Source organism: Shewanella livingstonensis, from assembly GCF_003855395.1.
GTDB classification, from domain to species: Bacteria; Pseudomonadota; Gammaproteobacteria; order Enterobacterales; family Shewanellaceae; genus Shewanella; species Shewanella livingstonensis.
Window position 1 is genome coordinate 2009225 of the sequence record NZ_CP034015.1, and the last position, 25610, is coordinate 2034834.

Genomic DNA, 25610 nt, shown 5'->3' on the forward strand with positions numbered 1-25610 from the left:
CTATAAGGGTTAACAAGGTGTGGTTAATTTGTACAAATGTGTATAAATGACTAAAAATGCACTGAAGGTGCTCGCAAGTATCATTAAGTGAAAAATTACGTTTAAAAAACGCATATTATTTTTTACATTTTTTATTATTGAATAAATTTTGCTTAAAAAATGACTTACCAGCCGTATAAAAGAGGGATTAACTTGAAACTATTGTCTCAACCCTCTATATATGGAATCAATTTTCTTTTTTTCGAGACTTTTTGGCGCAAATAAAACTATGGGTAAATCGCTAGTTATTGTCGAATCGCCGGCCAAAGCCAAGACAATTAATAAATATCTTGGTAAAGACTTCATTGTGAAGTCGAGTGTAGGTCATATACGTGACTTACCAACTTCGTCTACTTCTGACGGTACAACTGTGACTAAAACCGCAGCAGAAGTTAAGAAATTATCTCCTGAAGAAAAAGCTAAATACAAGCTAATCAGAGACAAGCAAGCGCTTGTGGCGCGAATGGGTGTTAACCCAGATAAAGGCTGGGCGGCTAAGTATCAAATCCTGCCTGGTAAAGAAAAAGTTGTTAAAGAACTCAAAGCGTTAGCTGAAGATGCTGACCAAATATATCTCGCAACGGATTTGGACCGTGAAGGGGAAGCCATTGCCTGGCATTTACAGGAAATTATTGGTGGTGATCCTTCACGGTATCAGCGAGTTGTGTTTAACGAAATTACTAAAACCGCGATTCAAGAGGCGTTTAGTAAACCGTCTGTGCTTGACACTAATATGGTTAATGCCCAGCAAGCACGTCGATTTTTAGACCGCGTTGTTGGCTTTATGGTGTCACCATTATTATGGAAAAAAGTCGCTCGTGGTTTATCAGCTGGGCGCGTACAGTCGGTTGCGGTTCGCTTAGTTGTAGAGCGTGAAAGTGAAATTAAAGCGTTTGTTCCAGAAGAGTTTTGGGATATCCATGCTGAATTAAATACACCTACCGCCGCTAGCTTAAAAATGCAGGTGATGAAATATCAATCTGCTGCATTTGAACCGATTAATGAAGCGCAAGCTAAAGTTGCTGTCGATGCGTTGCGTGATGCAAAGTATGTTGTCACTGCGCGTGAAGATAAAGCAACCTCAAGCAAACCTTCTGCCCCTTATATTACGTCGACATTACAGCAAGCTGCCAGTACTCGTCTTAGTTTTGGTGTTAAGAAAACCATGATGATGGCGCAGCGTTTGTATGAAGCGGGCCACATTACGTATATGCGTACCGATTCAACCAATTTGAGTAAAGAAGCGGTTGAAAATTTACGTGAAATGATTAGTTCTGAATTTGGTGATAAGTATTTACCAGCTGAACCTATTCGTTATGGCAGTAAAGAAGGTGCTCAAGAGGCGCATGAGGCGATTAGACCGTCAAACGTAGCAGTGCAGTCTGCATCATTAACCGATATGGAAAGAGACGCTCAGCGCTTGTATGAGCTTATCTGGCGTCAATTTGTATCGTGTCAAATGACACCTGCTCAATATGATGCAACACGTTTAACGGTAACCGCGGCTGATTACGAATTAAAAGCCAGTGGCCGTACCTTACGTTTTGATGGTTGGACTCGTGTTCAGCCACAAGTGAGTAAGAAAAACGAAGAAGATAAGACACTGCCAGTCGTTGCAAAAGGTGACAAGTTAGTGCTTGAAACCTTGTCGCCAAAACAACACTTTACTAAGCCGGCACCACGTTACAGCGAAGCCTCTTTGGTTAAAGAGCTTGAGAAGCGCGGTATTGGTCGTCCTTCAACGTATGCGACGATTATTTCGACCATTCAGGATCGTGGTTATGTCAGAGTTGATAACCGTCGTTTCTTTGCTGAAAAAATGGGTGAGATTGTCAGCGAGCGTTTAGTAGGCAGTTTTAAAGAGTTAATGAGCTATGACTTTACTGCTAGCATGGAGCAAACATTAGATGATGTTGCTCAAGGTAAGCTGGACTGGAAAAAAGTACTCGATGGTTTTTATGGTGACTTTACCAAGCAATTATTGTTGGCCGAGTTAGATCCAGATGAAGGCGGTATGCGCCCCAATGAAATGGTACTCACAGACGATATTAAGTGTCCAACCTGTGGCCGTGCAATGGGTATTCGCACTGGTTCAACAGGGGTATTCTTAGGGTGTTCTGGTTATGCGTTACCCCCTAAAGAACGTTGTAAGACCACGCTTAACTTAACCCCAGGTGAAGAAGCGGTAAGCGACAATGAAGATGGCGAAACGGAAGCGTTACGTGCTAAACATCGTTGTGGTAAGTGTGGTACCGCGATGGACAGTTATCTTATTGACGAAACACGTAAATTGCATGTTTGTGGTAATAACCCGTCATGTGATGGTTACGAAGTTGAAGCCGGACAATTTAAGATTAAAGGTTATGAAGGTCCAATTATTGAGTGCGATCGTTGCGGCAATAATATGGAACTTAAAAATGGTCGATTTGGTAAGTATTTTGGTTGCACCAATAGCGAGTGTAAAAACACCCGTAAGTTGCTGAGAAGCGGTGAAGCGGCGCCTCCAAAAGAAGACCCCATTTTTCTACCTGAATTAAAATGTACTAAATCGGATGCGCATTTTGTGCTTCGTGATGGTGCTGCTGGGATATTTTTAGCAGCCAGTACTTTCCCTAAATCGCGTGAAACACGTGCACCGTTAGTGGAAGAGTTAGTTCAGTATCGTGATTTGTTATGGCCTAAATATGCGTATCTTGCTGATGCGCCAGTCGAAGATGATGAAGGCAATAAAGCCTCGGTTAAATTTAGCCGTAAGACTAAAGAGCAGTACGTTGCTACTGAAGTTGAAGGCAAAGCCACCGGTTGGTCTTCTAAATTTATCGGCGGTAAATGGGTCAGTGAATCAACCAAGAAAAAAGCGAAGAAATAACTTTAGTATTGATTGATGCATAATGATCGTTATAAACGCTACCCAATTGGGTAGCGTTTTTGTTTGTGCAACAAATGGTTTATTTATTTTTATATAATGAACCGCTTAGGGACATGCTTTCGCAAACAAGCAAACAAGCAAACAAGCAAACAAGCAAACAAACAAGCAAACAAGCAAACAAGCAAACAAACAAGCAAACTAAGATATTAGACACAAAAAAGCACCGATAGATATCAGTGCTTTTTAATGGTCATTTATTATAAATTAACAACAGCATTACACAGAAATACCTGAGGTTATTTTTTCTCACTATTCTGTGCTGCTTGAATCGCCGTTAACGCAATGGTGTAGACAATATCATCAACTAGAGCGCCGCGTGATAAATCGTTAACCGGTTTACGCATACCTTGAAGCATTGGCCCGATACTGATTAAATCAGCACTACGCTGTACCGCCTTGTATGTGGTGTTACCCGTGTTTAAATCTGGGAACACAAATACGGTTGCTTTACCTGCGACAGGGCTGTCAGGTGCTTTAGAGAGCGCAACGTTTGGCATCACAGCCGCATCGTATTGCAATGGACCATCGATGATCAAGTCAGGACGTTTTTCTTTGGCGATTCGTGTGGCTTCGCGTACTTTATCCACATCAGAACCGGTGCCAGAGGTGCCTGTTGAGTAACTGATCATCGCAACGCGAGGCTCAATACCAAAGGCTTTAGCTGACTCAGCAGACTGAATTGCAATATCGGCTAGCTGATCAGGTGTGGGATCTGGATTAATGGCGCAATCGCCATACACTAGTACTTGATCTGGCATCAGCATGAAGAAAATCGACGACACTAAGCTAGAACCCGGTGCCGTTTTGATCAATTGCAATGGTGGGCGAATAGTATGTGCAGTAGTATGAATAGCACCGGATACAATTCCATCTACTTCATCTTGTGCCAACATCATGGTACCAAGCACCATGTTGTCTTCAAGTTGCTCACGGGCAACGACTTCAGTTAGCCCTTTGCTGCGGCGTAATTCGAGCATAGGCTCAACGTACTTTTCACGCACGCTTTCTGGCTCAATGATTTCGATGCCGTCACCTAAAATAACATCTTGTTGTGATGCTACACGGAGGATTTCTTCACGGTTACCGAGCAACACACAACGAGCAATCCCACGTTCAGCGCAAATAGATGCAGCTTTAACCGTTCTAGGCTCTTCACCCTCAGGAAGCACGATAGTTTTACGTGCCGCGCGCGCGAGTTCAGTTAACTTGTAACGGAATGCCGGTGGTGATAATCGGTGTTCACGTGGCGAATCTTGAGTGACGCTTTCAATCCATGTTTGGTCAATATGGCTAGCAACGTATTCTTGCACTTTTTCAACGCGCACCGCATCATCCACAGGCACTTCATGATCAAAGCGTTGGATGTTGAGTGAGGTCTGCCATGTATTTGAATCAATTAAAAATACTGGCAAGCCTGTTTCAAAAGCTTGCTCACATAACTTCATTATTTCAGGTTCAGGTGGATAGCCCCCAGTAAGCAACAACGCGCCAATTTTAACGCCGTTCATCGCGGCTAAACAGGCTGATACAATGACGTCTGAGCGATCGCCTGAGGTCACTAATAATGAATTTGTTTTGATGTGAGTAACCATGTTAGGGAGGCTACGAGCACAAAATGTTACACGGCGCATACGACGAGTATGCATTTCACCGGCATTAATGATTTTAGCATTTAAGTGCTTGGCTAAATCAGATGCGCGCGGGGCAATTAGCTCTAAATTGTATGGCACACTCCCTAATATACGCAGCGGACTTTTACCCGGAAGTTGGAACATTCCCGAGCTATCTACGGCGTTCATATTTTTATCATCAAATACTTCAGATAAATCAGGGCGTGTGCGACCTTCGTTGTCAACTGGAGCGCCAATTTTATTGATGATAGCGCCAATTAAACGTTTGTTTTTCTGTCCACCCCAGGAGTTAAAGGCGATTTCTAATCGATTCATTAATCCATTAGGCGTATCGTTACCAGGGGTTGCGATGAAAATAACATCGGCGTCTAATGCTTTGGCAATTTCATAGTTAATGTCATCAGCAAATGGGTGGCTACGTGTTGGTACTAAGCCTTCAACCACTAGGATTTCAGTATTACTGGCACATTCAGCTGCGCGGGCAATAATCTGTTCCAGTAGGACATCAGTTTGCTCTGAACGGATTAACGCTTCAGCATGATCCATTGAATAAGGTTCCAACGGATTAACGGTTGGAGAAGTACTTAAAATAGTGGTTGAACGTTCTGGACCGGTATCACCTAATCGAATTTGCGCAATAGGTTTAAAAAATTGCACTTTAACGCCTTTGCGTTCTAGTGCGCGAACCATACCTAAGCTTAGTGATGTTAATCCCACTCCAATACCGATTGGAATAAGCATAATATTACGAGACATAACGACCTCTTGTGTGCGTATTGTTCATATTAATTAACCGAATATAAGACCGAAGAGGTTGCTTATTTAGCTGTGATAAGCTTAATAGCATCTTCGGCAATAACCCACTCTTCATTTGTCGGGATGACCATAGCAATAGGGCTATCTTTTTGGGTAATAATACCTTGCTGACCAAAACGAGCCGCTTTATTTAAGTTGTCGTCAACTTTGAAGTTAAAGATTGCTAATAAATTAAGTACTTTTTCACGAATAAGGTCTGAATTTTCGCCAATGCCGCCAGTAAAGATAATGGCATCTAGACGTCCTAATGGCACAGTGTAAGAGGCGATATATTTGGCTAAACGATAGCAGAAAATATCTAAAGCTAATGTAGCCCCTTTATGACCGTCTTGATAACCTTCTTCAATACCACGACAATCATTGGTGAGCTCTGAAATACCCAGTAAACCACTTTGCTTATTTAGTAGGTTATTGACCTCATCAAGGGTATAGCCAAGTTGTTTAACTAAATGGAAAATAATTGATGGGTCTAAATCGCCGCAACGGGTACCCATGACTAAACCTTCAAGTGGGGTTAAGCCCATTGAAGTGTCAACGCTTTTACCGCCTTTAATGGCCGTTACCGACGCGCCATTACCCAAGTGAGCACAAATAATATTGGTGTCTTTAATCTCTTTACCTAGTACTTTGGCGGCTTCACGACAGATATATAAATTACTCGTACCATGCATGCCATAACGGCGAATACTATGTTCACGATACAATTTGTAAGGAAGGGCATAGATGTATGCTTTTTCAGGCATGGTTTGATGAAATGCAGTATCAAACACAGTCACTTGTGGCAAGTTAGGAAAAGAGGCTATGGCGGCACGAATACCAATTAAATGCGCCGGATTATGCAGTGGTGCTAACGATGCACAATCTTCAATACCCTGAATGACTTCAGGCGTAACAATAACCGAGTGGGTAAACTTTTCGCCACCATGGACGATACGATGACCAACGGCTTTAATTTGTGCCGCAAGTTCTGGATGTTCTGCCAAGATGTTATTAACGATAAATTCTACCGCTTCGCGATGCGCAGTAAAGGCACCTAATTTGGCTTCATTCTTACCGCCATTAAATTTCCACTTAATGCGCGAATCTTCTAAACCAAAACATTCAGCTAATCCAGAAACTTTATCATCGCCTGATTGGGCATCAATGATGGCAAATTTTAATGATGAGCTACCGCAGTTGAGCACGAGTACTAATTTGTCTGACATGTTAACGCCTTTTAAGTCAATGAAACTAAATAAAATAGTAAAATTCCATTTTGATTAAGGTTTATGATGATTTATTCATAAACGCCATACTTCGGTGTTCTTTTTCTGATTTGCACTATAAGTTAAATCATTATAGTGGCCAATCGGCCAGTGCATTTTGGGCCTGACACTGTATTATGTTAACGTTACACTCATGTCCTAAGCAGTAAAGGTAGCCTTATATTGAACATGAATCTGGTTAAATTACTTGGCGATGGTCAACGTTATATGAAGACCTGGCCAATGGTTAGGCAACTGGGTTTTTATTTCCCAGAGTACCGCGTCGTTAAAGCAACTCAATTAGCGATAATTGCTATGCCTGTGTTGGCATTAGTCGTTGCGGCCAGCCAGCTTTATGTATTGGGCTGGGATTATTTACCACAGGCATTAACGATGCTGTTATTTTTTATCAGCTTGCCACTACAAGGCTTGTTATGGTTAGGTTGGCGAGCACGCCATCCACTGCCTTTATCGTTATTTGATTGGGGCAACCAACTCAGTGCAAAACTAACTGAGATGGGTATTTATTGTCAGCCATTAGGCGCTAGTGCCTGTTATTCAGATATGGCCGCTATTTTGAAACTGGCTTTTGAACGTTTAGATCAAAGCTACTGGGATGAATTGTAATCCATCTTATGTATAAGTCGGTGCTAATTTAGGTCGATTTATTGTAATTGTAACTAAAATGTAGCACTAATGCCTCGCTCTAAAAAAACGTGTTGAATTTTTTGCATGGTCTCAGTACTTGGCGGTGAAATATCTGCCATGGTGTAGGTTTCGCCAAAAGCTTGCCATTTGTGCTGTCCCAATGGGTGATAAGGCAGTAATTCAACCTTTTCAACATTATTCATCGGTTTAATGAACTCTGCTAATGCGATGGCTGACTCTACATCTTCAGTAAATCCTGCTACCACCACATAACGGATCCAGGTTTTTATATTACGTTTAGTTAGATATTGAGCAAATTGTAATGTTCTATGGTTACTGACTTTTGTCAGTTCGATGTGCTTGGCATCATCCATTTGTTTGATATCAAGTAATACTAGGTCGGTATTATCGAGTAACTCATCAATCACAGGTTCATACTTACGCACAAAACCGTTAGTGTCTAAACAGGTGTGTACACCCTGTGCTTTACAAGCTTTAAATAATTCACTGACAAATTGAGCTTGTAAAATAGCTTCACCACCACTGGCAGTAATGCCGCCACCGCTGGCATCTAAAAAGGGTTGATAAGCAATAACTTGAGCCATTATTTCATCAACGGTGGTTTCTTTACCGCCATCCAAATCCCAGGTATCACGATTATGACAATATTGGCAGCGCATGAGGCAACCCTGCATAAAAGCGATATAGCGAATGCCTGGACCGTCAACGGTGCCGAACGATTCCACTGAATGTATGCGACCTAATGTCATTGCTGTTCCTTACATATCTAAAAAAAGGCTGTATCGATAATTAATCACCCATCGATACAGCCAATTTTAGCAGAGACTACATACTTTTAGTAAATGTACGCGTGATCACGTCTTGCTGTTGCTCAGGTGTGAGCGCATTAAAGCGTACTGCGTAACCCGATACACGTATGGTTAATTGAGGATACTTATCTGGATGAACAATCGCGTCTTCTAACATTTCACGGTTCATCACGTTAACGTTTAAGTGTTGACCACCTTCACGATTAGGCTTGCTTAAGAAGTAACCATCCATTAGTGACGCTAAGTTAGTACGACGACCAGCGTCATCTTTACCTAATGCATTTGGCACGATAGAGAAAGTATAAGAAACACCATCTTGTGCGTGGGCAAATGGCAGTTTAGCCACTGATGTTAATGAAGCTATTGCGCCATTTTCATCACGGCCATGCATTGGGTTTGCACCTGGAGCAAATGGTGCGCCTGAACGGCGACCGTCAGGAGTGTTACCCGTTTTCTTACCATAAACCACGTTTGAAGTGATGGTTAAGATGGATTGAGTTGGAATGGCGTTGCGATACATTTTCTTGTTGCGAATTTTAGCCATGAAACGTTCAACTAAATCACAAGCAATGTCATCGACACGGGCGTCATTATTACCAAATTTTGGATAGTCGCCTTGAATGTCAAAATCAACTGCAATGCCATTTTCGTCGCGAATAGGCTTAACTTGAGCATACTTAATCGCTGACAATGAATCGGCTGCAATCGATAAACCGGCAATACCACACGCCATTGTGCGGCGCACGTCACGGTCATGTAATGCCATTAACGCAGACTCATAAGAATATTTGTCATGCATAAAGTGAATGGCGTTTAGTGCAGACACATATTGTGTTGCAAGCCAGTCCATTAATCCATCAAGACGAGTCATCACATCATCAAACTCAAGAACATCAGCTGTAATTGGGTCTGCTTTTGGTGCGATTTGGTTTTTCAGTTTTTCGTCAACACCACCGTTAATGGCGTATAGCATGGTTTTGGCTAAGTTAGCGCGAGCACCGAAAAACTGCATATGTTTACCCAAAATCATTGGGCTAACACAACAAGCAATGGCGTAATCGTCAGACTCAAAGTCTGGGCGCATTAAATCATCGTTTTCGTATTGAATTGAGCTAGTGTCAATCGATACTTTGGCACAGTAACTTTTAAAACCCTGTGGTAATTTTGTTGACCACAATACGGTAATGTTTGGCTCAGGGCTTGGTCCCATGTTGTACAAGGTATGTAAGAAACGGAAGCTAGACTTGGTCACTAATGTACGACCATCAAGACCCATACCTGCGATAGATTCAGTTGCCCAAATTGGATCGCCAGAGAATAGTTCATCGTATTCAGGTGTGCGAAGGAAACGAACCATACGTAATTTCATTACGAAATGGTCAACCATTTCTTGTGCTTGCTGCTCAGTAAGAACACCATTTTTAATGTAACGTTCAATATAAGCATCAATGAACGTTGAAGTGCGGCCCAGTGACATTGCTGCGCCATTTTGGCTTTTTACTGCAGCAAGGTAACCAAAGTAAGTCCATTGAATGGCTTCTTTAGCATTTTTGGCAGGTACAGAAATATCACAACCGTATTTAGCCGCCATGACTTTCATTTGGCCTAAAGCACGATGTTGCTCAGAAATTTCTTCACGTAATTGGATCACACTTGATAAGTCGTCGCCAGCTTCAAACTGCGCTTGCAGTGAACTGAATTGGGCAAACTTATCTTTCATTAGGTAATCAATACCGTACAAAGCAATACGACGGTAGTCACCAATAATACGACCACGGCCATAAGCATCAGGCAAACCCGTTAATATACCTGATTTACGACAAGCCATAATTTCAGGAGTATAAACATCAAACACACCCTGGTTATGGGTTTTACGTAATTCAGAGTAAACGTAATTCACATCGCTGTTCAGTTCACGACCATAAGCTTTGCATGAACCTTCAACCATACGAATACCACCGTTAGGCAGCATGGCACGCTTTAATGGCGCTTCGGTTTGTAAGCCAACGATAGTTTCAAGATCTTTATTGATATAACCAGCATCATGAGAGGTAATGGTTGAAACCATTTCTGTATCGAAATCGACAGGAGCGTGAGTTTGGTTCTCTTGCTTGATGCCTTCCATTACTTTGTCCCACAAAGTTAATGTAGCATCAGTTGCACCTGTTAAGAATGATTCGTCACCCTCGTATGGTGTGTAATTTTGTTGGATAAAGTCACGTACGTTAACTTCAGTTTTCCAATCGCCAGCTACGAAACCTTCCCACGCGTTGGCAAATAGTTCGGTTTTATCTGTCATTTATTTAACCCTCTGGTTGATTTTCTACGGACATTATCTCAAGTCGTTCGAGGTAGTTCCGTGAGTGTTTACATTCTGTCATCTAGGCGCATTCGCTAGATTGAGCCGTTAACATCTTCTGCGACATTGGTGGCAGAAATGTTCCGCCTGACTTGTGTAATGACGCTAATCGATATTGTTTTAGCTAATGAATCAAATTGGTAAGACCATTTATCCATGGCTTGATAGTAGCACAGCTAAGTGACGATATTAGCAGCTTTTGATAATTGAATATCAAAAGTGTTAACTGGCTAACATATCTGTTTAGAATTAAGAGTAGTCCGTCTCAATATTAGCAAATAAAAAAGCGAAACCGTTGCCGATCTCGCTTTTTTATAGGTGATATTTATCACTAAGCACCACTGAATTATAATAAGGCTGGGATCCCTTCAATCATGCCTACAGCTAACATCGCTGCCAAGCAAATCACAAAGGCTAGGCTTGGTATAACAATACGGTCGGCAAACGACAAGGTTTTAGGGCGTTCTTTATCACCAATTAAGCCATTGTTATCAAGTAACATGGTTAACGCCCAAGCGAGTACAGGGTTAGCTACGAATGCTGCGAAAATACAGATACCTGCTGCCTGGCTGCTGGTGGTGTCTTTAACCATCTGTAAACCTGCTTCAAGTAGCGGCAAGAATACACCGACTAACAGTGCAATCGACATAACTGGGCGCCACACTGTGATATCCATAGGATAGCCAATGATAGCGACGATAATACATAAGCTACCAAGTAAAATAGCGCCAGCAGGAATAGGGCGTTTGGCAATAGCTGCAGGGATCATGTAAGTTCCCCAAGAAGAGGTAATGTTACCGCCACCGACTGCTGTACCAACGATCTGTCTTACTGAACAGGTAGTCATAGTGTCATCAACATCCATCAGTACTTTTTCAGCCCCTTTTGGATAATTTAATTCTTGGAAAATGCGATGGCCAAGGAAGTCTGGTGACCACATGGCAACAGCAAGAATTGCGAACGGTAATGATGCAATAAAATGAGCAGCATTTGGTAAACCTAACTGCCAACCGTGTTCAGTTGAACCCCACCAATAAACAGGGTTTAGATTAGGAATACCAGGAGCGGTCGTAAACTGTAAATCTAGGCCTGCACCGAGGCCAAATGCCAATGCAACCGCTGCAATAGAGCACAGGGGAATGGCGAGCCAACGTTTACCGTACTTTGCTAATGCTGCATAAATAATGACATTGATTAACAATATGGCAAATGCAACATAACCGAGTGAATAATCAAGACTATGTTTGGCTTGCAGTCCTCCAGCCCAGTCAAATAATGAGCCTATCTGGCTTTTAGCCCCCATAAACCCTAGGAAGACTAATAAGCCGCCAGCCACGCCACTACTGGTGAGGTTGACCAGTTTTGAGCCACCTTTAAAATAACTTAAAATTAAACCAAATATACCAATGAGGATTGCTAACGCTAATGGATGGGCTCCGGCAAGTGCAATCGTACCAATTAACGGGATCATTGGTCCATGGTTACCGCCGAGATTCGCCCTTGGATTAATAAAACCAGAGCTAATAATGCAGAACAGTAATGCGGGGATGAGCATTTCTACACGGACGATTTGGATAGCAAATTCTGCTCCAAGATTGACGTGATCCCATTTTTCACTTAAGCCTGTTGCCCAAGCGGCCATTACTGCTGAATACATCACAGTAATACCAATAGTTCCAGCAATGGCCGGGACTAAGTCTTCCCATTCAAAGCGAAAATCACGCCCAGGAAGGTTGAGTCCCCAGCGTCTTGGTTTCATTATTTTGAGTTCGTTTTCTAAATAGGCATCACGAGTATCAAACTCACTCGCAGGGCGATGAAGTTCGCTATAGCTAGCTTCTTGAGTTTGTGCTTCTGAATTGTTGACAGTTTCTGACATAATTTCTCATTCTCCGAAAAGAACAGGTTAATCCATCAAATGATGAAGTTTAAGTGTGTTCCCTTGAAGTGATGGCGATGTCAATAAGAGCAGCTGCCAGTGAGCCTTTAATGGCCCTTATCACTTTGCTCATCTGTAATACTGCTATTAGGTAAGTATTACAGAGATGTCCTTATGCTGATATTAATTTGGTAAGACCAATTTACCTTATGGATTTTAGCATAGTGACGACATAGCATCACTGGGTATCAATAAAGTTGATGTTTTGTTTGCTAAAAGTGAGATCTGGGTTACAAGTTGACTGCAAAATTAGACCATGAAATTAGCCTAATCGTGAATACTCATCGCCTTACAGGCCTCAGAATATCATGCCGTATCAGTATAACTGATACCAAGTATCATCGTTGTTCAATTTACCTAATCTTTATTGGCGGGATTCTTAAAGTGTCGATACAAAAAAGTGCTTGTAGGGGTCACCTTAATGGCTATTAATATAAAGCATCTGTGTAAATTCGCCATAGGAAATAGCACTCATGTGAACAGTAGAGCTGACAATTGCTGATGCTGTGATGCTTTTAGTTAAGAGTTTCACATTCAGCCACTTGCTGCTATTCATATCGCCAATCATTGGTGGAGAGTTAACATTATCAGATACGCTTTGAGGCGTATTGGTGCAAGGTTGTTTATAAGGTAGCGCATTGACGGTTGCCAAGATGCATAGCAAGGTTTACGGTTGAATTCGAATACAGCCTTGCTAGATGCCGAGGTTAATAGAATTGAAACAGTTTATTCAGTGATCGACACCAGTATTTTACTGGCTTGAAATAATACCAGTAAAAAGCCAGATTATTGCCGTAAGGCGGTAATAAATGGGTATTGTTGCTGTTATCGATAATGATGATACGTGTTACTGGAGTCGTTTCTTGTTTTAACCAGCTAATCCATGCCTAAACTGATTAAGTTAATTTACTGTATAGACATAATAGTGTGATGATTTGTTATTTATGTATATTGTTTATCGATGCTGTTAGCAATATAGGAAGGCTTAACGGTGAGTAACACGCTTTGCTTCTGCAATGAGACAATCCCTTAGTGGGTTGCTACCTGTATCTTGGCGCCAAATGAATGATAAATGGCGATTTAAGTTTAACTCAGGCGTGGTCAACATAACCAACTCCCCTCTGGCTACGTCTTTTTCAACATCGAGATAGGGCAAGCAGCTTAAATATACTCCATTTTTAACCAAAGCCTTTAATAGCCCAACGTGCTCGTATTCTTTCCAGACATTTAATTTAACGATTAAACCGTGAATTGCGGCATCAAAAATACGCCGTGTGCCAGCACCTGGCTCTCGTAATACCCATTTTGCCTGCTCTAATTGGCCCACACTGGTGCGTTTGTTGTGTGCAAATGGATGGTGTGGGGAGGCGACAACCACAAGGTGATCATCCATCCAGGGTTCTTGATGTAATCTACTGTCGTCATTACGGCCTTCAATAACGCCTAAGTCAAATTGATAGTCGAGTACTTCTTGTGCAACGCGGTCGCTATTTTCTACTGCAATCTCTATTCTAAGTTCTGGGAAGTCATTATCAATTTTACTGATAAGAGCGGGTAATAAATGTTCTGCAGCTGTTTGGCTTGCGCACAACTTAACGGTGCCGCTAATAATGTGTTGATCATGCAGGCCTGAGGCAATTTGCTGGGCATCTTGAAGCAGTTTTTGTGCCCGAGGGCGTAACCATTGACCCCAATGACTAAGGATTAATCGATTACCTTGACGAATAAATAGTGGCCGGTCTAGCAAGTGTTCAAGCTGACTTAACGACATACTTACGGCTGATTGACTCATTGACAGTTTTTTTGCCGCACCGCTTACACTCTCTAAACTTGCAACGGCATCGAAAACGGCTATTTGCTTAAGCGTATAATGCATGAGACACCTTAACTGTAAAAAAAATAGAAAAATAAGGTAGTTATGATCAGCTATTTTTGATGGTAGGTATACTTACCGCTTCAGAATTTGTGGCCTTAGTACAATAATCCTTATTAATGAGCCAAAAAATCTATCAAGTTGATAATCGTTTATTACTCGAGTTAAAAACACCCGTGCTTGAATCATGTTAATGGCAGTTAAATGGTTCATGCAGAATCACCAAGGCTCAGCTATTAATATCAAATTGCTAGTATCAAATAACTAACATAAAGGGTGTTTATGATGGTGCTGAAGTCATTATGACATGAACCATTCATCAATATTGGAAGATATACGCACTGTTGCGGTTTTTTGTTACCCATATGATTACGATTATAACAAGATAAAAAAACGGCATCCTAAGATGCCGTTTAATAAGTAAACCTATCGGATAACACTAATCGCTTAGCGCTAATAGATTAGAACTTATAAGTTGCTGTAGTGTGGAAGAAACGACCGACGTTATCGTAAGCAGAGCTGACTTCGTCAGTACCGGTATAACCATAAGGTAGTTCGTTGTTAAACAAGTTATCGATACCAAATTTCAAGGTAATACCTGAATCGAAGTTGTATGCAACTGCCACATCACTGATAAAGTAATCGTCAAATTCCATATTGCTATTAGGATTAGCATTTAAGGCTAATTCCTTATCGGTATAAAGGCTTACACCCTCAACAAAACGTGTTCTCCAGCTAACATCCCAGCTATCAATTGAGTAACCTAAGCTCCAGTTTGCTTGCCATTCAGCATAGCCAGCTGTTCCTGCAAGTTCTTCAAATGTATTTGGTTCATCTTGGAACGAGAAGTCTTTACGTTTTAGTAAACGAGTTGCAATTAAGTTAGTGCGAACATCACCACTAAAGGCTTCAAAGTTATAACCAATATCAAAATCGATACCAGCAGCTTCAAGCGATGCAATATTTAACGAGAACTGTCTAATTTGAGTAATTTCGTGGCTACTTGAATCACGAGTAATCAAACTACAGTATTCGTTATTCACACCAGATGGAGAATCAACACAACGATCGATAATATCTTGAGCACCAACAGCACTGATTGCATTTTCGATCTCAATATTCCAATAATCGGTAGTGATCGATAATCCATCAATAAAATCAGGTTGATAAACAATCCCTAACGTGAAACTTTTCGATTCTTCTGCTTGTAGCTCGCGATTACCACCACTTAATCCTTCAAGTGTTTTATCGTCGTAGTCTGCGTCAAAACCTGCAGGGATCCCTAACGCCGCACAGTTAGCTTGGCGTTGAGTTGAATCAGCCAGGTCATTTAAGTTTTTAGCACGACAAGAGTCATCTACAGAGAAGAATGTTTGGCTTGCAGCACCATAAAGCTCACTGATGTTAGGTGCGCGAATAGCTTCTGAGTATGTAGTACGAACGCGGATCTGATCATCAACTTCCCAGCTTAAGCCCGTTTTCCATGTGGTAGCATTACCAATGGTGCTGTAATCAGCAAAGCGTATTGCAAGATCTAAGTCTAGTTGGCGTACCATTGGTAAATCAGCAAGTAAAGGAAGCGTGATTTCAGCAAAAATTTCGCTTACATCAAAATCGCCTTTATCTTCGCCTAATGCATTGAAGAAAGTACCTGCTGCATTTGAAGGTTCAAATATCTCACTCTCTTCTTTACGGTATTCAACACCAGTAGAGAAGCCTGCATAACCAGCAGGTAATTCAAATAAACTTGAGTTTGTTAATGAACCACCTAACACAGTTTGCTTAATAATTGAGGTACCCGTTGATGACGTATTAATATAATTAATAGCATCTTGGCTTGGCGCGCCAAAACCAAAAATATTAACTGGAACACAACCGGCATCTCTAGCTGTTTGATCACGACATACTGCGATACCATTTTCTAATACAGAGTCAAGTGCGTTGGTATAGTTGTCATAGATTAAGTTGTTTTTATTAACACGCTTTAAATCAGTTTGACCATAAATGGCATAAGCATCGTAATCCCAATCTTGGAATACTATACCTTCAAGACCGATAACATAACGTTGAGTTTCGCGAGTATCATCTTCAATACGTGCGCCTAAGTCCGTCATAAAACGACGAATGTTAAGGGAGTCTAATGGTGCAGCATTACCATCGCTATCTTTGTTTGCTTTCATTAAAGCAACAAGCTCAGGATTGATAAAAGCGTTATCAATTTTTATATCGTTAACCGGATTACCAAAGAAGAAAGCTGGTTGACCTTCATCTGTTGATTGGCTATTAACGTATTTAGCTTCAAAATAAACATTATTATTATCGTTAAGTTGATAGTTTGCTTTAAAGTTAATATTGTAGCGTTCAAATTCTGGTTGTAATTCAGTGAACTGATTTAAATTAATCGAATCACAATTTGCACAACGAATACCATCTACATTTTGACCGCTATAAACATCGCTTAATGAGCCATCAGGATTAAAACTTTTCCAACCGTCTAAATTGAAAGTACCTGCATTACTAATTGTGTAGTGACCGGCATTAGGAGTCCATATTTTGTCTGGATCTGATGGGTCATTATTATCAGTTACACGGCCTTTATTTGCGAGACTTGAAAAAGACGTTGAAGTTTGATCGCGATCTAAAGCACGTAATTGTTCTTGAGCGCTGTATTCGACTGCGAAGGCAACATTACCGTCGCCTTGGGCAAAGTCAGTACCATAAGACAAAGAGAATCGATCTTTGTTGTGGCCACTATCGTCAGCCCAACCTTTGGTTGCCGATACATCTAATCCATTGATATCTTTCTTTAAAATAAAGTTAACAACACCTGTTACCGCATCTGCACCGTAAATAGCTGATGCACCACCAGTAATCACTTCAACTCTATCGATCCATACACTTGGAATGGTATTGACGTCGACAGAAGAAGTACCAGCAGAACTTGATACATGGCGTTTACCATCTACTAATACAAGTGTTCTGGCGGTACCCATGCTTCTTAAATCAAGCAAGTTAAGACCAGATGTACCGATAAAACGGCCAGAGTTAGCTAGCGAATATGTGTTACCCAGTGCTGGCAATTGGTTTAGCGCTTCACCAATGTTTGTGACACCTGTTGATAACAATTCATCGCCGGTAATTACGGTTACAGGAGTTGGCGCTACAGCACCTTCACGAATAATACGTGAGCCTGTTACAGATATTCTTTCTACCGGTGCAGCAGCATCTTCTGCTGCAAAAGTATTGAATGTAGTCACTGTAGAAACAGCGACACCACTAATTAACGCAAAGCGAATAGCCTTGGCCAAATGTGAATTAACTTGCATTATTTAACTCCCTTAAATGTTTTTATTATTATGTAATCATTAAAATCATGTTTAATTTAAAAATGAAATAAAGTTACACCGCTATTGATATAACCACACCTAAATAAAAAAACAATATCAGGTAATTAGATTAATCGTCAGCTAATCGCATACAATATCAGTCATCATTTGCAACAAAAAATATACATATAAGCTTTATTCTCTTCAATTTGTAAATTAGTAAATTACAATGTTAATAGTTATGGGTTTTTATGTTTCTAATTGGTTTTTTTTATTGTGTGATTTTATTGATATTTAGAGTGAGATAGTCATTTTGTTAAATTATTGTATATAAATTATTTTTAATTTTTATATGAAAAAATTTAATAGAGTGTTTTTTTTAGATAAATCACAGCATTGACGTATTTTGAATTTGTTATTACACATTTAACTAATGTGGTTTTTACGTAAAACTCCTTCAAATTAACCATTATAAATAACGAGATATTAATTATTATTTGAATTTTTATGCTTTTATAGTGAGTTTTTAGTCATTATGTGTTTTTTGTATTTTTAAACGATATTATATGCTTAGAAAATAGTTAAAAAAATGCCAGCAATCAGCTGGCATTTAATCAATATATAAAGTAGGCATTACTTGTTATTTGTAACGTGTAATTCAACCACTATTTGTTACTGCACGTTTTCGCTATCGCTAAATTCACCAGCAAATAACACTGTTGATAAATAACGTTCTGCAGCCGATGGAAGAATCACAACAATCATTTTGTCAGCAAATTCTGGTAATGCTGCAATACGATTAGCTGCAACAACAGCTGCACCAGAGGAAATACCCACTAGGATACCTTCTTCTTTCATTAAACGACGTGCCATTTCAATCGATTCGTCATTTGTGACGGCTTCTACGCGGTCAATAAGGGATAAATCTAAGTTGCCTGGAATAAATCCTGCACCGATACCTTGAATCTTGTGTGGGCCCGGTTGTATAGGTTGCCCTGCTAATGCTTGAGCAATAACCGGTGAGTCAACGGGTTCCACCGCGACAGAAGTAATCGTTTTACCTTGTGCTTTTAAATAACGACTGACACCGGTTAATGTGCCACCAGTACCGACACCGGCTACAAATACGTCAACTTCGCCATCGGTATCATTCCAGATTTCTGGGCCGGTGGTTTTTTCGTGTATTTCAGGGTTAGCTGGATTATCAAATTGACCAAGAATTAAGTATTTATCAGGTGCGGATAGGCGAATTTCTTCTGCTTTATCAATGGCACCTTTCATGCCTTTAGCGCCTTCTGTTAGCACTACGTTAGCACCTAATGCTTTTAACAGCTTACGGCGCTCTAAGCTCATAGTATTAGGCATGGTTAGTGTTAGTTTGTAACCACGTGCAGCAGCAACATAAGCCAGTGCAATACCGGTATTACCAGATGTAGGTTCAACTAACTCTATATCTTTAGTGAGTAGGCCTTTCTTTTCGGCATCCCAAATCATGTTTGCGCCAATACGGCATTTAATACTGAAACTTGGGTTACGTGCTTCTACTTTTGCTAACACATTACCATTGCTTACTCGGTTTAAACGAACTAGCGGTGTGTTGCCTAAAGTATATGAATTGTCTTCGAAAATTTTGCTCATGGATTATTTGCTCCTATGGTTGCATTGTCTAATCATAATCTGCTTAGCAGGATTTAGAAGTGATAATTTGTTCTTCTTTATTCTTTTTAGTTATTAAGGTGTGAATCTTTATTCTAAAAAGCTTATATATGCTGCTATAGTAGCCTTTTGTGGCACATTATCTTCACTCAATGGTCCGACCATCAAGTAAATTTAATTTAGTATGCCAACAATAAATCATAAAATACTAGAATGGCACTAATCAGCAAAATGTTTCTATGTCGTGCCGCCCCATTAACGGGTAAGTTTATTGATAAGTGAGCGTTAATTCTTCAATAAAACAGGCCGATTAATTGATGTCAATGTCTCCGGCACAGATGAACTTTGCTAACTCATTCACTAAAAATGGTAGAGTAAAATGAATAAAGTTGTGATTTCAGGCAGTGGTTTGTACACCCCACCTTACAGTGTCTCTAACGACGAACTCGTTATTAGTTACAATAGCTACGTTGACCAGTTTAATCAACAGCATGCCGCCGATATTGAGGCTGGAAACACGGTTGCTTTAGCGTATTCTTCAAGTGAGTTTATCGAAAAGGCTTCTGGTATAAAAAGCCGTTATGTCATGGTTAAAGAAGGTATTCTTGATATCGACATCATGATGCCGTTAATTGCAGATAAACCTTCTGAATCCTTGTCTATGCAAGCCGAGATGGGCATTGAAGCCGCTAATCAAGCGTTACAACAAGCAAATTTAACAGCTGAAGACATCGACTTAGTCATTGTTGCCTGTGCTTATACTCAGCGAGCCTATCCTGCTATTGCTATTGAGATCCAGCAAGCCATGGGCACTAAAGGCTTTGCTTATGACATGTTAGTGGCTTGCTCATCAGCGACTTTTGCGATTGTAAATGCTGTTAATGCTATTCGCGGCGGAACCGCTAATCGTGTGCTGGTTATCAATCCTGAATTAACCTCGCCGCAAATTAATTTCCGTGATCGTGATAGTCATTTTATTTTTGGTGATGTTGCTACTGCTGTAGTGGTTGAGCGCGAAGAGTTATCAACATCAAAACATGCCTTTAGTGTATTATCTACACGTTGCTTAACCGATTACTCCAGCAATATTCGTAGTAACTTTGGTTTTGTTAATCGCTGCGATCCTGAAAATGCGGCTACGGCAGATAAATTGTTTCATCAACAAGGTCGTAAAGTGTTTAAAGAGTTACTGCCAATGATTTATCAGCATTTAGATGCACAATTTACCGACGAGCAAATAAAACCTGAAGAATTTAAGCGTTTATGGCTTCATCAAGCTAATATAAACATGAATTTATTTGTAGTGAAGAAGCTTCTTGGTGATAATGTTGAACCAACTCAGGCGCCTATCGTATTGGATGAGTATGCTAATACAGCATCTGCCGGTTCGATTATTGCTTTTCATAAATTTAACCAAGATTTTAAAACCGGCGACTTAGGCTTGTTGTGCTCATTTGGTGCAGGCTACTCTATTGGTAGTATTGTGCTCGAGAAATGCTAACTGTCCCTAGCTTTAAATAATAAAGGTGAACATATTGCGAGTGTTGATTGTAGAAGATAGCACCACGGTATCAAAAATATTAAAGCACATGATTGTTCAGGATCTTGGATATCATGTTGATATTGCTCCTAGCATGTCTAGCGCTTTGGTTTTTTTAGAAGAAAATCAATACTTTGTCGTTGTTGCCGATTTGAATTTACCCGATGCATCTGATGGCGATATCGTAAGGTTAGTGGCTTCGTATTCAACCCCTTGCATTGTGTTGACCAGTAATTTAGATGCGGCAGAACGTCGAGAAATATTGAAACTCAGCATAGTGGACTATATTCCCAAAGATAAACGTCACAGTTATCAATATGTGGTTAAGTTGATTGATAGACTTTATCGCAATCAAGATGTCAAAGTGCTGGTCGCTGACGATTCTTTGGTGAGTCGTAAGTTTGTTAAAATGCTGCTTGAGCAGCATTTATTCAAAGTGATTGAAGCGAATGATGGTGAAGAAGCATTAGCCGTATTAGAGGCACAACCTGATATTCAGTTGCTGATTACTGACTACAATATGCCCAAAGTGGATGGTGTTGAACTTGTTTTGCGGGTGCGAGAGCAGTTTAACCGCGAGGACATCGCCATTATTGGTTTGTCCAATGACAATGATGAAAGTTTATCGGCAAAGTTTATTAAAAACGGTGCAAATGATTTTTTACAAAAACCATTTGTGCATGAAGAGTTTCATTGTCGAGTGCTAAACACCCTTGATTCACTCGATATGATGCGCAATTTATGGCGCAAGGCAAATCGTGATTATTTAACCAAAGCCTATACTCGGCGTTATTTTTTTGGCCAATACCAACAAACAGATACCGAGCAAAGTTTGTTGTCGGTAGCATTATTAGATATTGATTTTTTTAAAAAAATTAATGATAACTATGGTCATGATGTTGGTGATCAAGTATTGGTTGAGTTTGTTCAGCGTTTAGAAAATGCCTTTGCGGCTAACTTTACCGTAGCGCGATTTGGTGGTGAAGAATTTGTGGTTGCCTTTAAAGGATTAGATGCCAATAAAGCGAGTCAATTGGTGAATAAATTTAGACAGCAATGTGAAAATAGCCCAATGGTCACCTCGGCAGGGGATTTGCCCGTATCATTTAGCTGTGGCGTGTCTACCATGAGTAATGAAACATTAGACCACGCATTGCAACGCGCTGATGAATTACTTTATAAAGCTAAACACTCAGGTCGAAATAAGGTTATTTGTCAATAAACTGTTTGTTCAGATAATCTCTCTAAAAAAAAGGCCGTTGATACTCAGTATCAACGGCCTTTTTTATTACCACGACTATGCCTACAAGATTTGTTTACCCCACTTCCATATATTTATAAACTATCGAATGAGTTTAAACGTAGCCTTTTTATGCTTGATGCCTAAAGCAACCAAGCGTAGCTGACTTTCATAAAGTAGGTTTTTTCATCTTGGGTTAACGAATCAATATCATCATCGGCAATAAAGGCATCTGAGTAACCAAGATAAAATACGCTCTGTGGATTCAATTTATAGCCATAAAGTAACTCATTACCCATGTCTTGATACAATCTATTTGGGTTTTGGTAACGATATAGATCAGGATCTCGCTCAATACGGGTATAGACACTGCTAAGGCGAATAAAACTGTTTAAGGTCAGCTGCCAATTTAGGCGCACATCACTGAGGTTTGCAGTAAATAAGCGCCCGTCGTCAACATCGAGTGTTTGGTAACGATGAGACATATCGAGTACCAGAGATTCCGTTAGCTTCCATTCAATACCAGGATTTAACATGGTGATTGTTGCCGGACGATCATTGGCAAAATCAATGTCATCGCCATAGTTCACATCCAGTTCCAGTTTAAGTGATCCTATAGGGGTGAAATTAGTGTAAAACCAGCCCAAAGTTTCTTCAAACATAGTGGTATTGCCATTAATGTTAATGATGCTCGGATCATGGCGCCGTCCCACTCGCTCACGTTGTACAATACCTGTAGCAATATAACTTTGTAATCCGCCTTCAGATTCAATAAACATTTCTGTTTCTTGTTCTAGGCGCTCATTATCTTGACTATGGCTAATATCCCAGTCGCCACCTAATGTTATTTTGTTGAAGAAGTTATTTTCTGGGTACCAAATATAGCCACCGCCAGCAACAAACTTGGTTACATCAACTTTATCAATAAAGCCTAAGTCAGCTCTAAAGTCTTTACCGATAGATTGGTAATTTGATTTGGCATACCAATTACGGCGCTGATGTTGGTAGGTGACACTAAACATAGCGTCGTTAAACTCACCCTCTTTTTGGGTTCGGAGTACGCGTTCATTAATGGCACAATCTCCTTTATCACAATTATCATTGCGTTGTGTGCAGTCATCGCCGCCACAAAATTGATTAAATAACGCATCAGGGTAGGCGGTTTGTGAGTGGGCATATTGGGCTGTAAAGGTATCTTGCTTTGTTGGTTGGTATTTTATATCGATACTGGCAAGGTAATTATGATATTCCTCAGCCTGTTTTAAGGTCACCAGTCCACCAATAGAAAATTGTTTGCTCGGGTCAAAACGATATCGTGTTGCCACGTTATGGCTTTGTTCGTCAATAACCGCAATGTCAGAACTTAAATTACCAGGGACTAAAAATTGACTTTGAGTATCATTGGCAGCGAGTATCGCAAATGTATGGTCGTCTGTTTTGCTAGTGAGTTTTAAACCATAGTCTGGTGAGCTAATATTACGAGTATGCAATAAATCTAATTGGGTATCAAAATAGTCTTTGTTGTCTAAAAAAAAGGCGCGTTTTTCGGGGAAGAATAACGCAAAGGTGTTGTTAACATCTAATTGCCCCGCATCGGCTTCTACTTGAGAGAAATCAGGATTAACGGTTGCATTCAATAAGGTCGTTGGCGTTATTCCCCAGCGCAAATCTAAGCCCACATCAACATCATTGTCATCGCTCCAAGGTTTGCCCTGAGTGATATCACGTTGCTGGCTTTGATTGGCCACAATAGATGGTGTGAGTTGTAAGTCTTTACCTTGGGTTGCACCCGCTAAGCCAGATACCGTGCCTAATTGACATAACTGACACGATACATTGCGATCAATTTTATGAGTCGATAAACGATGAGTTTCATTGCGAGGGTAAAAGCGAATAAGCTCAATGCCCCAAGTTTGGATAGGATTACTGTCATCAAAATTGAATAATCTTAACGGCAGCTGTACTTCAACTTGATAACCATTTTGGGTCAGTTTACCTTTACTGTACCAAATACCGTCCCAGGCATCGCTTTCTTGACCTGTGAGCTCATTTTCAATGGAGTCACTCTGTACACCATATGGGTTAATAAAAAATTGATAAGCCAAACGTGCATTATTGAAGGTATCAAGTTTAATCCCCACCATGTCATCGCCCCAAGATTTGTCACGGTCGCGTAAGTTGACTCTAATATTGTCGGGACTTGGATCTCGGGCGGTAAATGCAAAATACAGGCTGGTGCTTGAGGCATACACTCTAACCACAGTGCTGACTGGTGCGGCGGTGTTTTCAGCTGGAGAGGTTTCATAGTTTAGCATCACCTCGGTTGCATGTTGCCATGCAGGCTCGTTAAAGTCGCCATCAAGTTTAATATCTTCATTAATAGTTGGGATGTCGAGGTGAAATTGCTGACTAGAACCTGCAAGCGCAGAAAAGGATAAAAAACTACTCAATATCAACGTGAAGACAAGGTTATGCATTTGGCTTAAACAGTGCATTTGGCGAAGGCGCTTAGCTAAGGAGTCGGTCACAGGTGCTCTTTTTTTTTGTTATTTTCACTATTGTCGCAAAAAAACATTAAAACGTAGGCATAAGGTGTACTAAAATTATCAATTAATTGTTACTGAATGTTAAATTAGGTTGGTTGAATATAATAAAAAGCCCGTTGCTAGGCATCGGGCTTGATTTATAAACAGTTTACTCATTATCAATTAGTCAGGCGCTATAACGTTATTTTTGTAAGCTTCACGATATTTATCGACCCACATAGCTGTTGCACCACAAATAGCGACCGGCATAACGATAAAGTTAACAATCGGGATCATTGAAAATACCGTTACAGTCGCACCGAAGCTAAAACTTGAACCCTTGGTATTTTTGAGAGCGAACTTCATATCGTCAAAAGGCACTTTATGATTATCAAATGGATAGTCACAATATTGAATTGCCATCATCCACGCAGTGAATAAAAACCATAAAATGGGTGCCGCGGTTTGGCCGATAATCGGCAACCAAAATAGTACTAAAAACAATAATGCTCGTGGTAAATAGTATTTGAGTTTAATCCATTCACGACCAAAAATACGCGGCAAGTCTTTGACCATATCGACAGAATTACCCGTATTTAAGCTTTTTCCCGTTAGATGTTGTTCAACTTTTTCAGCCAATAAACCATTAAATGGTGCCGCAATCCAGTTCATCACTGAGCTAAATATAAATGACATCACCACTAATATGGTTAATAGTGCTAATGGCCATAGCAAAAAGTTCAACCAACCCAAGTAGTCAGGAACTTGCCCATTTATCCATGTAAATAGCTCCGTTAATTTCCCCACCGCAAAATATATTGTCCCAGCAAACAGCACTAAATTTATCATTAACGGGATAAATACAAACGAGCGTAACCCCGGCTGTTTAATTAATTGAAAGCCTTGCATAAAATAATTTACGCCGCTCTTTTTAATGGTCTGAGAGTTGTTTACCATTTAACGCACCTTTGCTATGACTCATGACCTTGATTTTGACGAGCCAAAGACAATAAAA

General features: G+C 40.4%; 14 protein-coding genes. 4 read left to right on the forward strand and 10 right to left on the reverse strand.

Features of this window, described 5'->3' with window-relative positions; all coding sequences use genetic code 11:
• Positions 1-268: 268 nt before the first annotated feature.
• Positions 269-2908, forward strand: coding sequence for a type I DNA topoisomerase (topA, locus tag EGC82_RS08695; RefSeq protein ID WP_124730405.1), 2640 nt, complete (start codon positions 269-271; stop codon positions 2906-2908).
• Between the two features lie 296 nt (positions 2909-3204).
• On the opposite strand, the gene pta is transcribed toward topA, so the two are convergent.
• Together pta and ackA are read right to left on the reverse strand one after the other, a co-directional pair.
• Positions 3205-5355, reverse strand: a complete 2151-nt coding sequence (pta, locus tag EGC82_RS08700; protein WP_124730406.1) for a phosphate acetyltransferase — start codon at positions 5353-5355, stop codon at positions 3205-3207.
• Positions 5356-5417: 62 nt separating this feature from the next.
• On the reverse strand, positions 5418-6620 hold the full coding sequence (gene ackA / locus EGC82_RS08705; protein ID WP_124730407.1) for an acetate kinase: 1203 nt from the start codon (positions 6618-6620) through the stop codon (positions 5418-5420).
• A 228-nt stretch (positions 6621-6848) separates the two neighbouring features.
• Between ackA and yfbV the strand changes: the two genes are divergently transcribed.
• Positions 6849-7286 carry a terminus macrodomain insulation protein YfbV gene (gene yfbV, locus EGC82_RS08710; protein WP_192116026.1) on the forward strand — a complete coding sequence of 146 codons (438 nt, stop codon included), beginning with the start codon at positions 6849-6851 and terminating at the stop codon, positions 7284-7286.
• A gap of 53 nt (positions 7287-7339) precedes the next feature.
• On the opposite strand, the gene pflA is transcribed toward yfbV, so the two are convergent.
• The 6 genes from pflA to cysK form a co-directional block, all read right to left on the reverse strand.
• A complete protein-coding gene (pflA, locus tag EGC82_RS08715; RefSeq protein WP_124730409.1) occupies positions 7340-8077 on the reverse strand; it encodes a pyruvate formate lyase 1-activating protein in 738 nt (245 codons plus the stop codon).
• Positions 8078-8153: 76 nt separating this feature from the next.
• Positions 8154-10436: a formate C-acetyltransferase gene (pflB, locus tag EGC82_RS08720; protein ID WP_124730410.1), complete on the reverse strand. Its 2283-nt coding sequence runs from the start codon at positions 10434-10436 to the stop codon at positions 8154-8156.
• A 406-nt stretch (positions 10437-10842) separates the two neighbouring features.
• Positions 10843-12375 (reverse strand): DUF3360 family protein, encoded by a 1533-nt coding sequence (locus tag EGC82_RS08725; RefSeq protein ID WP_124730411.1) that lies wholly within the window; start codon positions 12373-12375, stop codon positions 10843-10845.
• 1045 nt (positions 12376-13420) lie between these two features.
• Positions 13421-14311: a LysR substrate-binding domain-containing protein gene (locus tag EGC82_RS08730; protein WP_124730412.1), complete on the reverse strand. Its 891-nt coding sequence runs from the start codon at positions 14309-14311 to the stop codon at positions 13421-13423.
• 458 nt (positions 14312-14769) lie between these two features.
• Positions 14770-17634: a TonB-dependent receptor domain-containing protein gene (locus EGC82_RS08735; RefSeq protein ID WP_124730413.1), complete on the reverse strand. Its 2865-nt coding sequence runs from the start codon at positions 17632-17634 to the stop codon at positions 14770-14772.
• A 672-nt stretch (positions 17635-18306) separates the two neighbouring features.
• Positions 18307-19272: a cysteine synthase A gene (cysK, locus tag EGC82_RS08740; protein WP_124730414.1), complete on the reverse strand. Its 966-nt coding sequence runs from the start codon at positions 19270-19272 to the stop codon at positions 18307-18309.
• Positions 19273-19669: 397 nt separating this feature from the next.
• Between cysK and EGC82_RS08745 the strand changes: the two genes are divergently transcribed.
• Both EGC82_RS08745 and EGC82_RS08750 read left to right on the forward strand, forming a co-directional pair.
• On the forward strand, positions 19670-20791 hold the full coding sequence (locus tag EGC82_RS08745) for a beta-ketoacyl-ACP synthase III (protein ID WP_124730415.1): 1122 nt from the start codon (positions 19670-19672) through the stop codon (positions 20789-20791).
• Positions 20792-20825: 34 nt separating this feature from the next.
• The gene (locus EGC82_RS08750; protein WP_164839112.1) at positions 20826-22052 is read left to right on the forward strand and encodes a diguanylate cyclase; all 1227 of its coding nucleotides are present in this window, start codon (positions 20826-20828) and stop codon (positions 22050-22052) included.
• 161 nt (positions 22053-22213) lie between these two features.
• On the opposite strand, the gene EGC82_RS08755 is transcribed toward EGC82_RS08750, so the two are convergent.
• A complete protein-coding gene (locus EGC82_RS08755) occupies positions 22214-24565 on the reverse strand; it encodes a carbohydrate binding family 9 domain-containing protein (protein WP_124732604.1) in 2352 nt (783 codons plus the stop codon).
• Between the two features lie 213 nt (positions 24566-24778).
• Positions 24779-25552 (reverse strand): sulfate transporter CysZ, encoded by a 774-nt coding sequence (cysZ, locus tag EGC82_RS08760; protein ID WP_124730416.1) that lies wholly within the window; start codon positions 25550-25552, stop codon positions 24779-24781.
• Positions 25553-25610 lie beyond the last annotated feature (58 nt).

Bases quoted from the DNA above. Each gene is read 5' to 3' on its own strand.
- topA (WP_124730405.1), top strand. From the start codon at position 269: ATGGGTAAATCGCTAGTTATTGTCGAATCGCCGGCCAAAGCCAAGACA.
- pta (WP_124730406.1), bottom strand. From the start codon at position 5,355: ATGTCTCGTAATATTATGCTTATTCCAATCGGTATTGGAGTGGGATTA.
- ackA (WP_124730407.1), bottom strand. From the start codon at position 6,620: ATGTCAGACAAATTAGTACTCGTGCTCAACTGCGGTAGCTCATCATTA.
- yfbV (WP_192116026.1), top strand. From the start codon at position 6,849: ATGAATCTGGTTAAATTACTTGGCGATGGTCAACGTTATATGAAGACC.
- pflA (WP_124730409.1), bottom strand. From the start codon at position 8,077: ATGACATTAGGTCGCATACATTCAGTGGAATCGTTCGGCACCGTTGAC.
- pflB (WP_124730410.1), bottom strand. From the start codon at position 10,436: ATGACAGATAAAACCGAACTATTTGCCAACGCGTGGGAAGGTTTCGTA.
- EGC82_RS08725 (WP_124730411.1), bottom strand. From the start codon at position 12,375: ATGTCAGAAACTGTCAACAATTCAGAAGCACAAACTCAAGAAGCTAGC.
- EGC82_RS08730 (WP_124730412.1), bottom strand. From the start codon at position 14,311: ATGCATTATACGCTTAAGCAAATAGCCGTTTTCGATGCCGTTGCAAGT.
- EGC82_RS08735 (WP_124730413.1), bottom strand. From the start codon at position 17,634: ATGCAAGTTAATTCACATTTGGCCAAGGCTATTCGCTTTGCGTTAATT.
- cysK (WP_124730414.1), bottom strand. From the start codon at position 19,272: ATGAGCAAAATTTTCGAAGACAATTCATATACTTTAGGCAACACACCG.
- EGC82_RS08745 (WP_124730415.1), top strand. From the start codon at position 19,670: ATGAATAAAGTTGTGATTTCAGGCAGTGGTTTGTACACCCCACCTTAC.
- EGC82_RS08755 (WP_124732604.1), bottom strand. From the start codon at position 24,565: ATGCACTGTTTAAGCCAAATGCATAACCTTGTCTTCACGTTGATATTG.
- cysZ (WP_124730416.1), bottom strand. From the start codon at position 25,552: ATGGTAAACAACTCTCAGACCATTAAAAAGAGCGGCGTAAATTATTTT.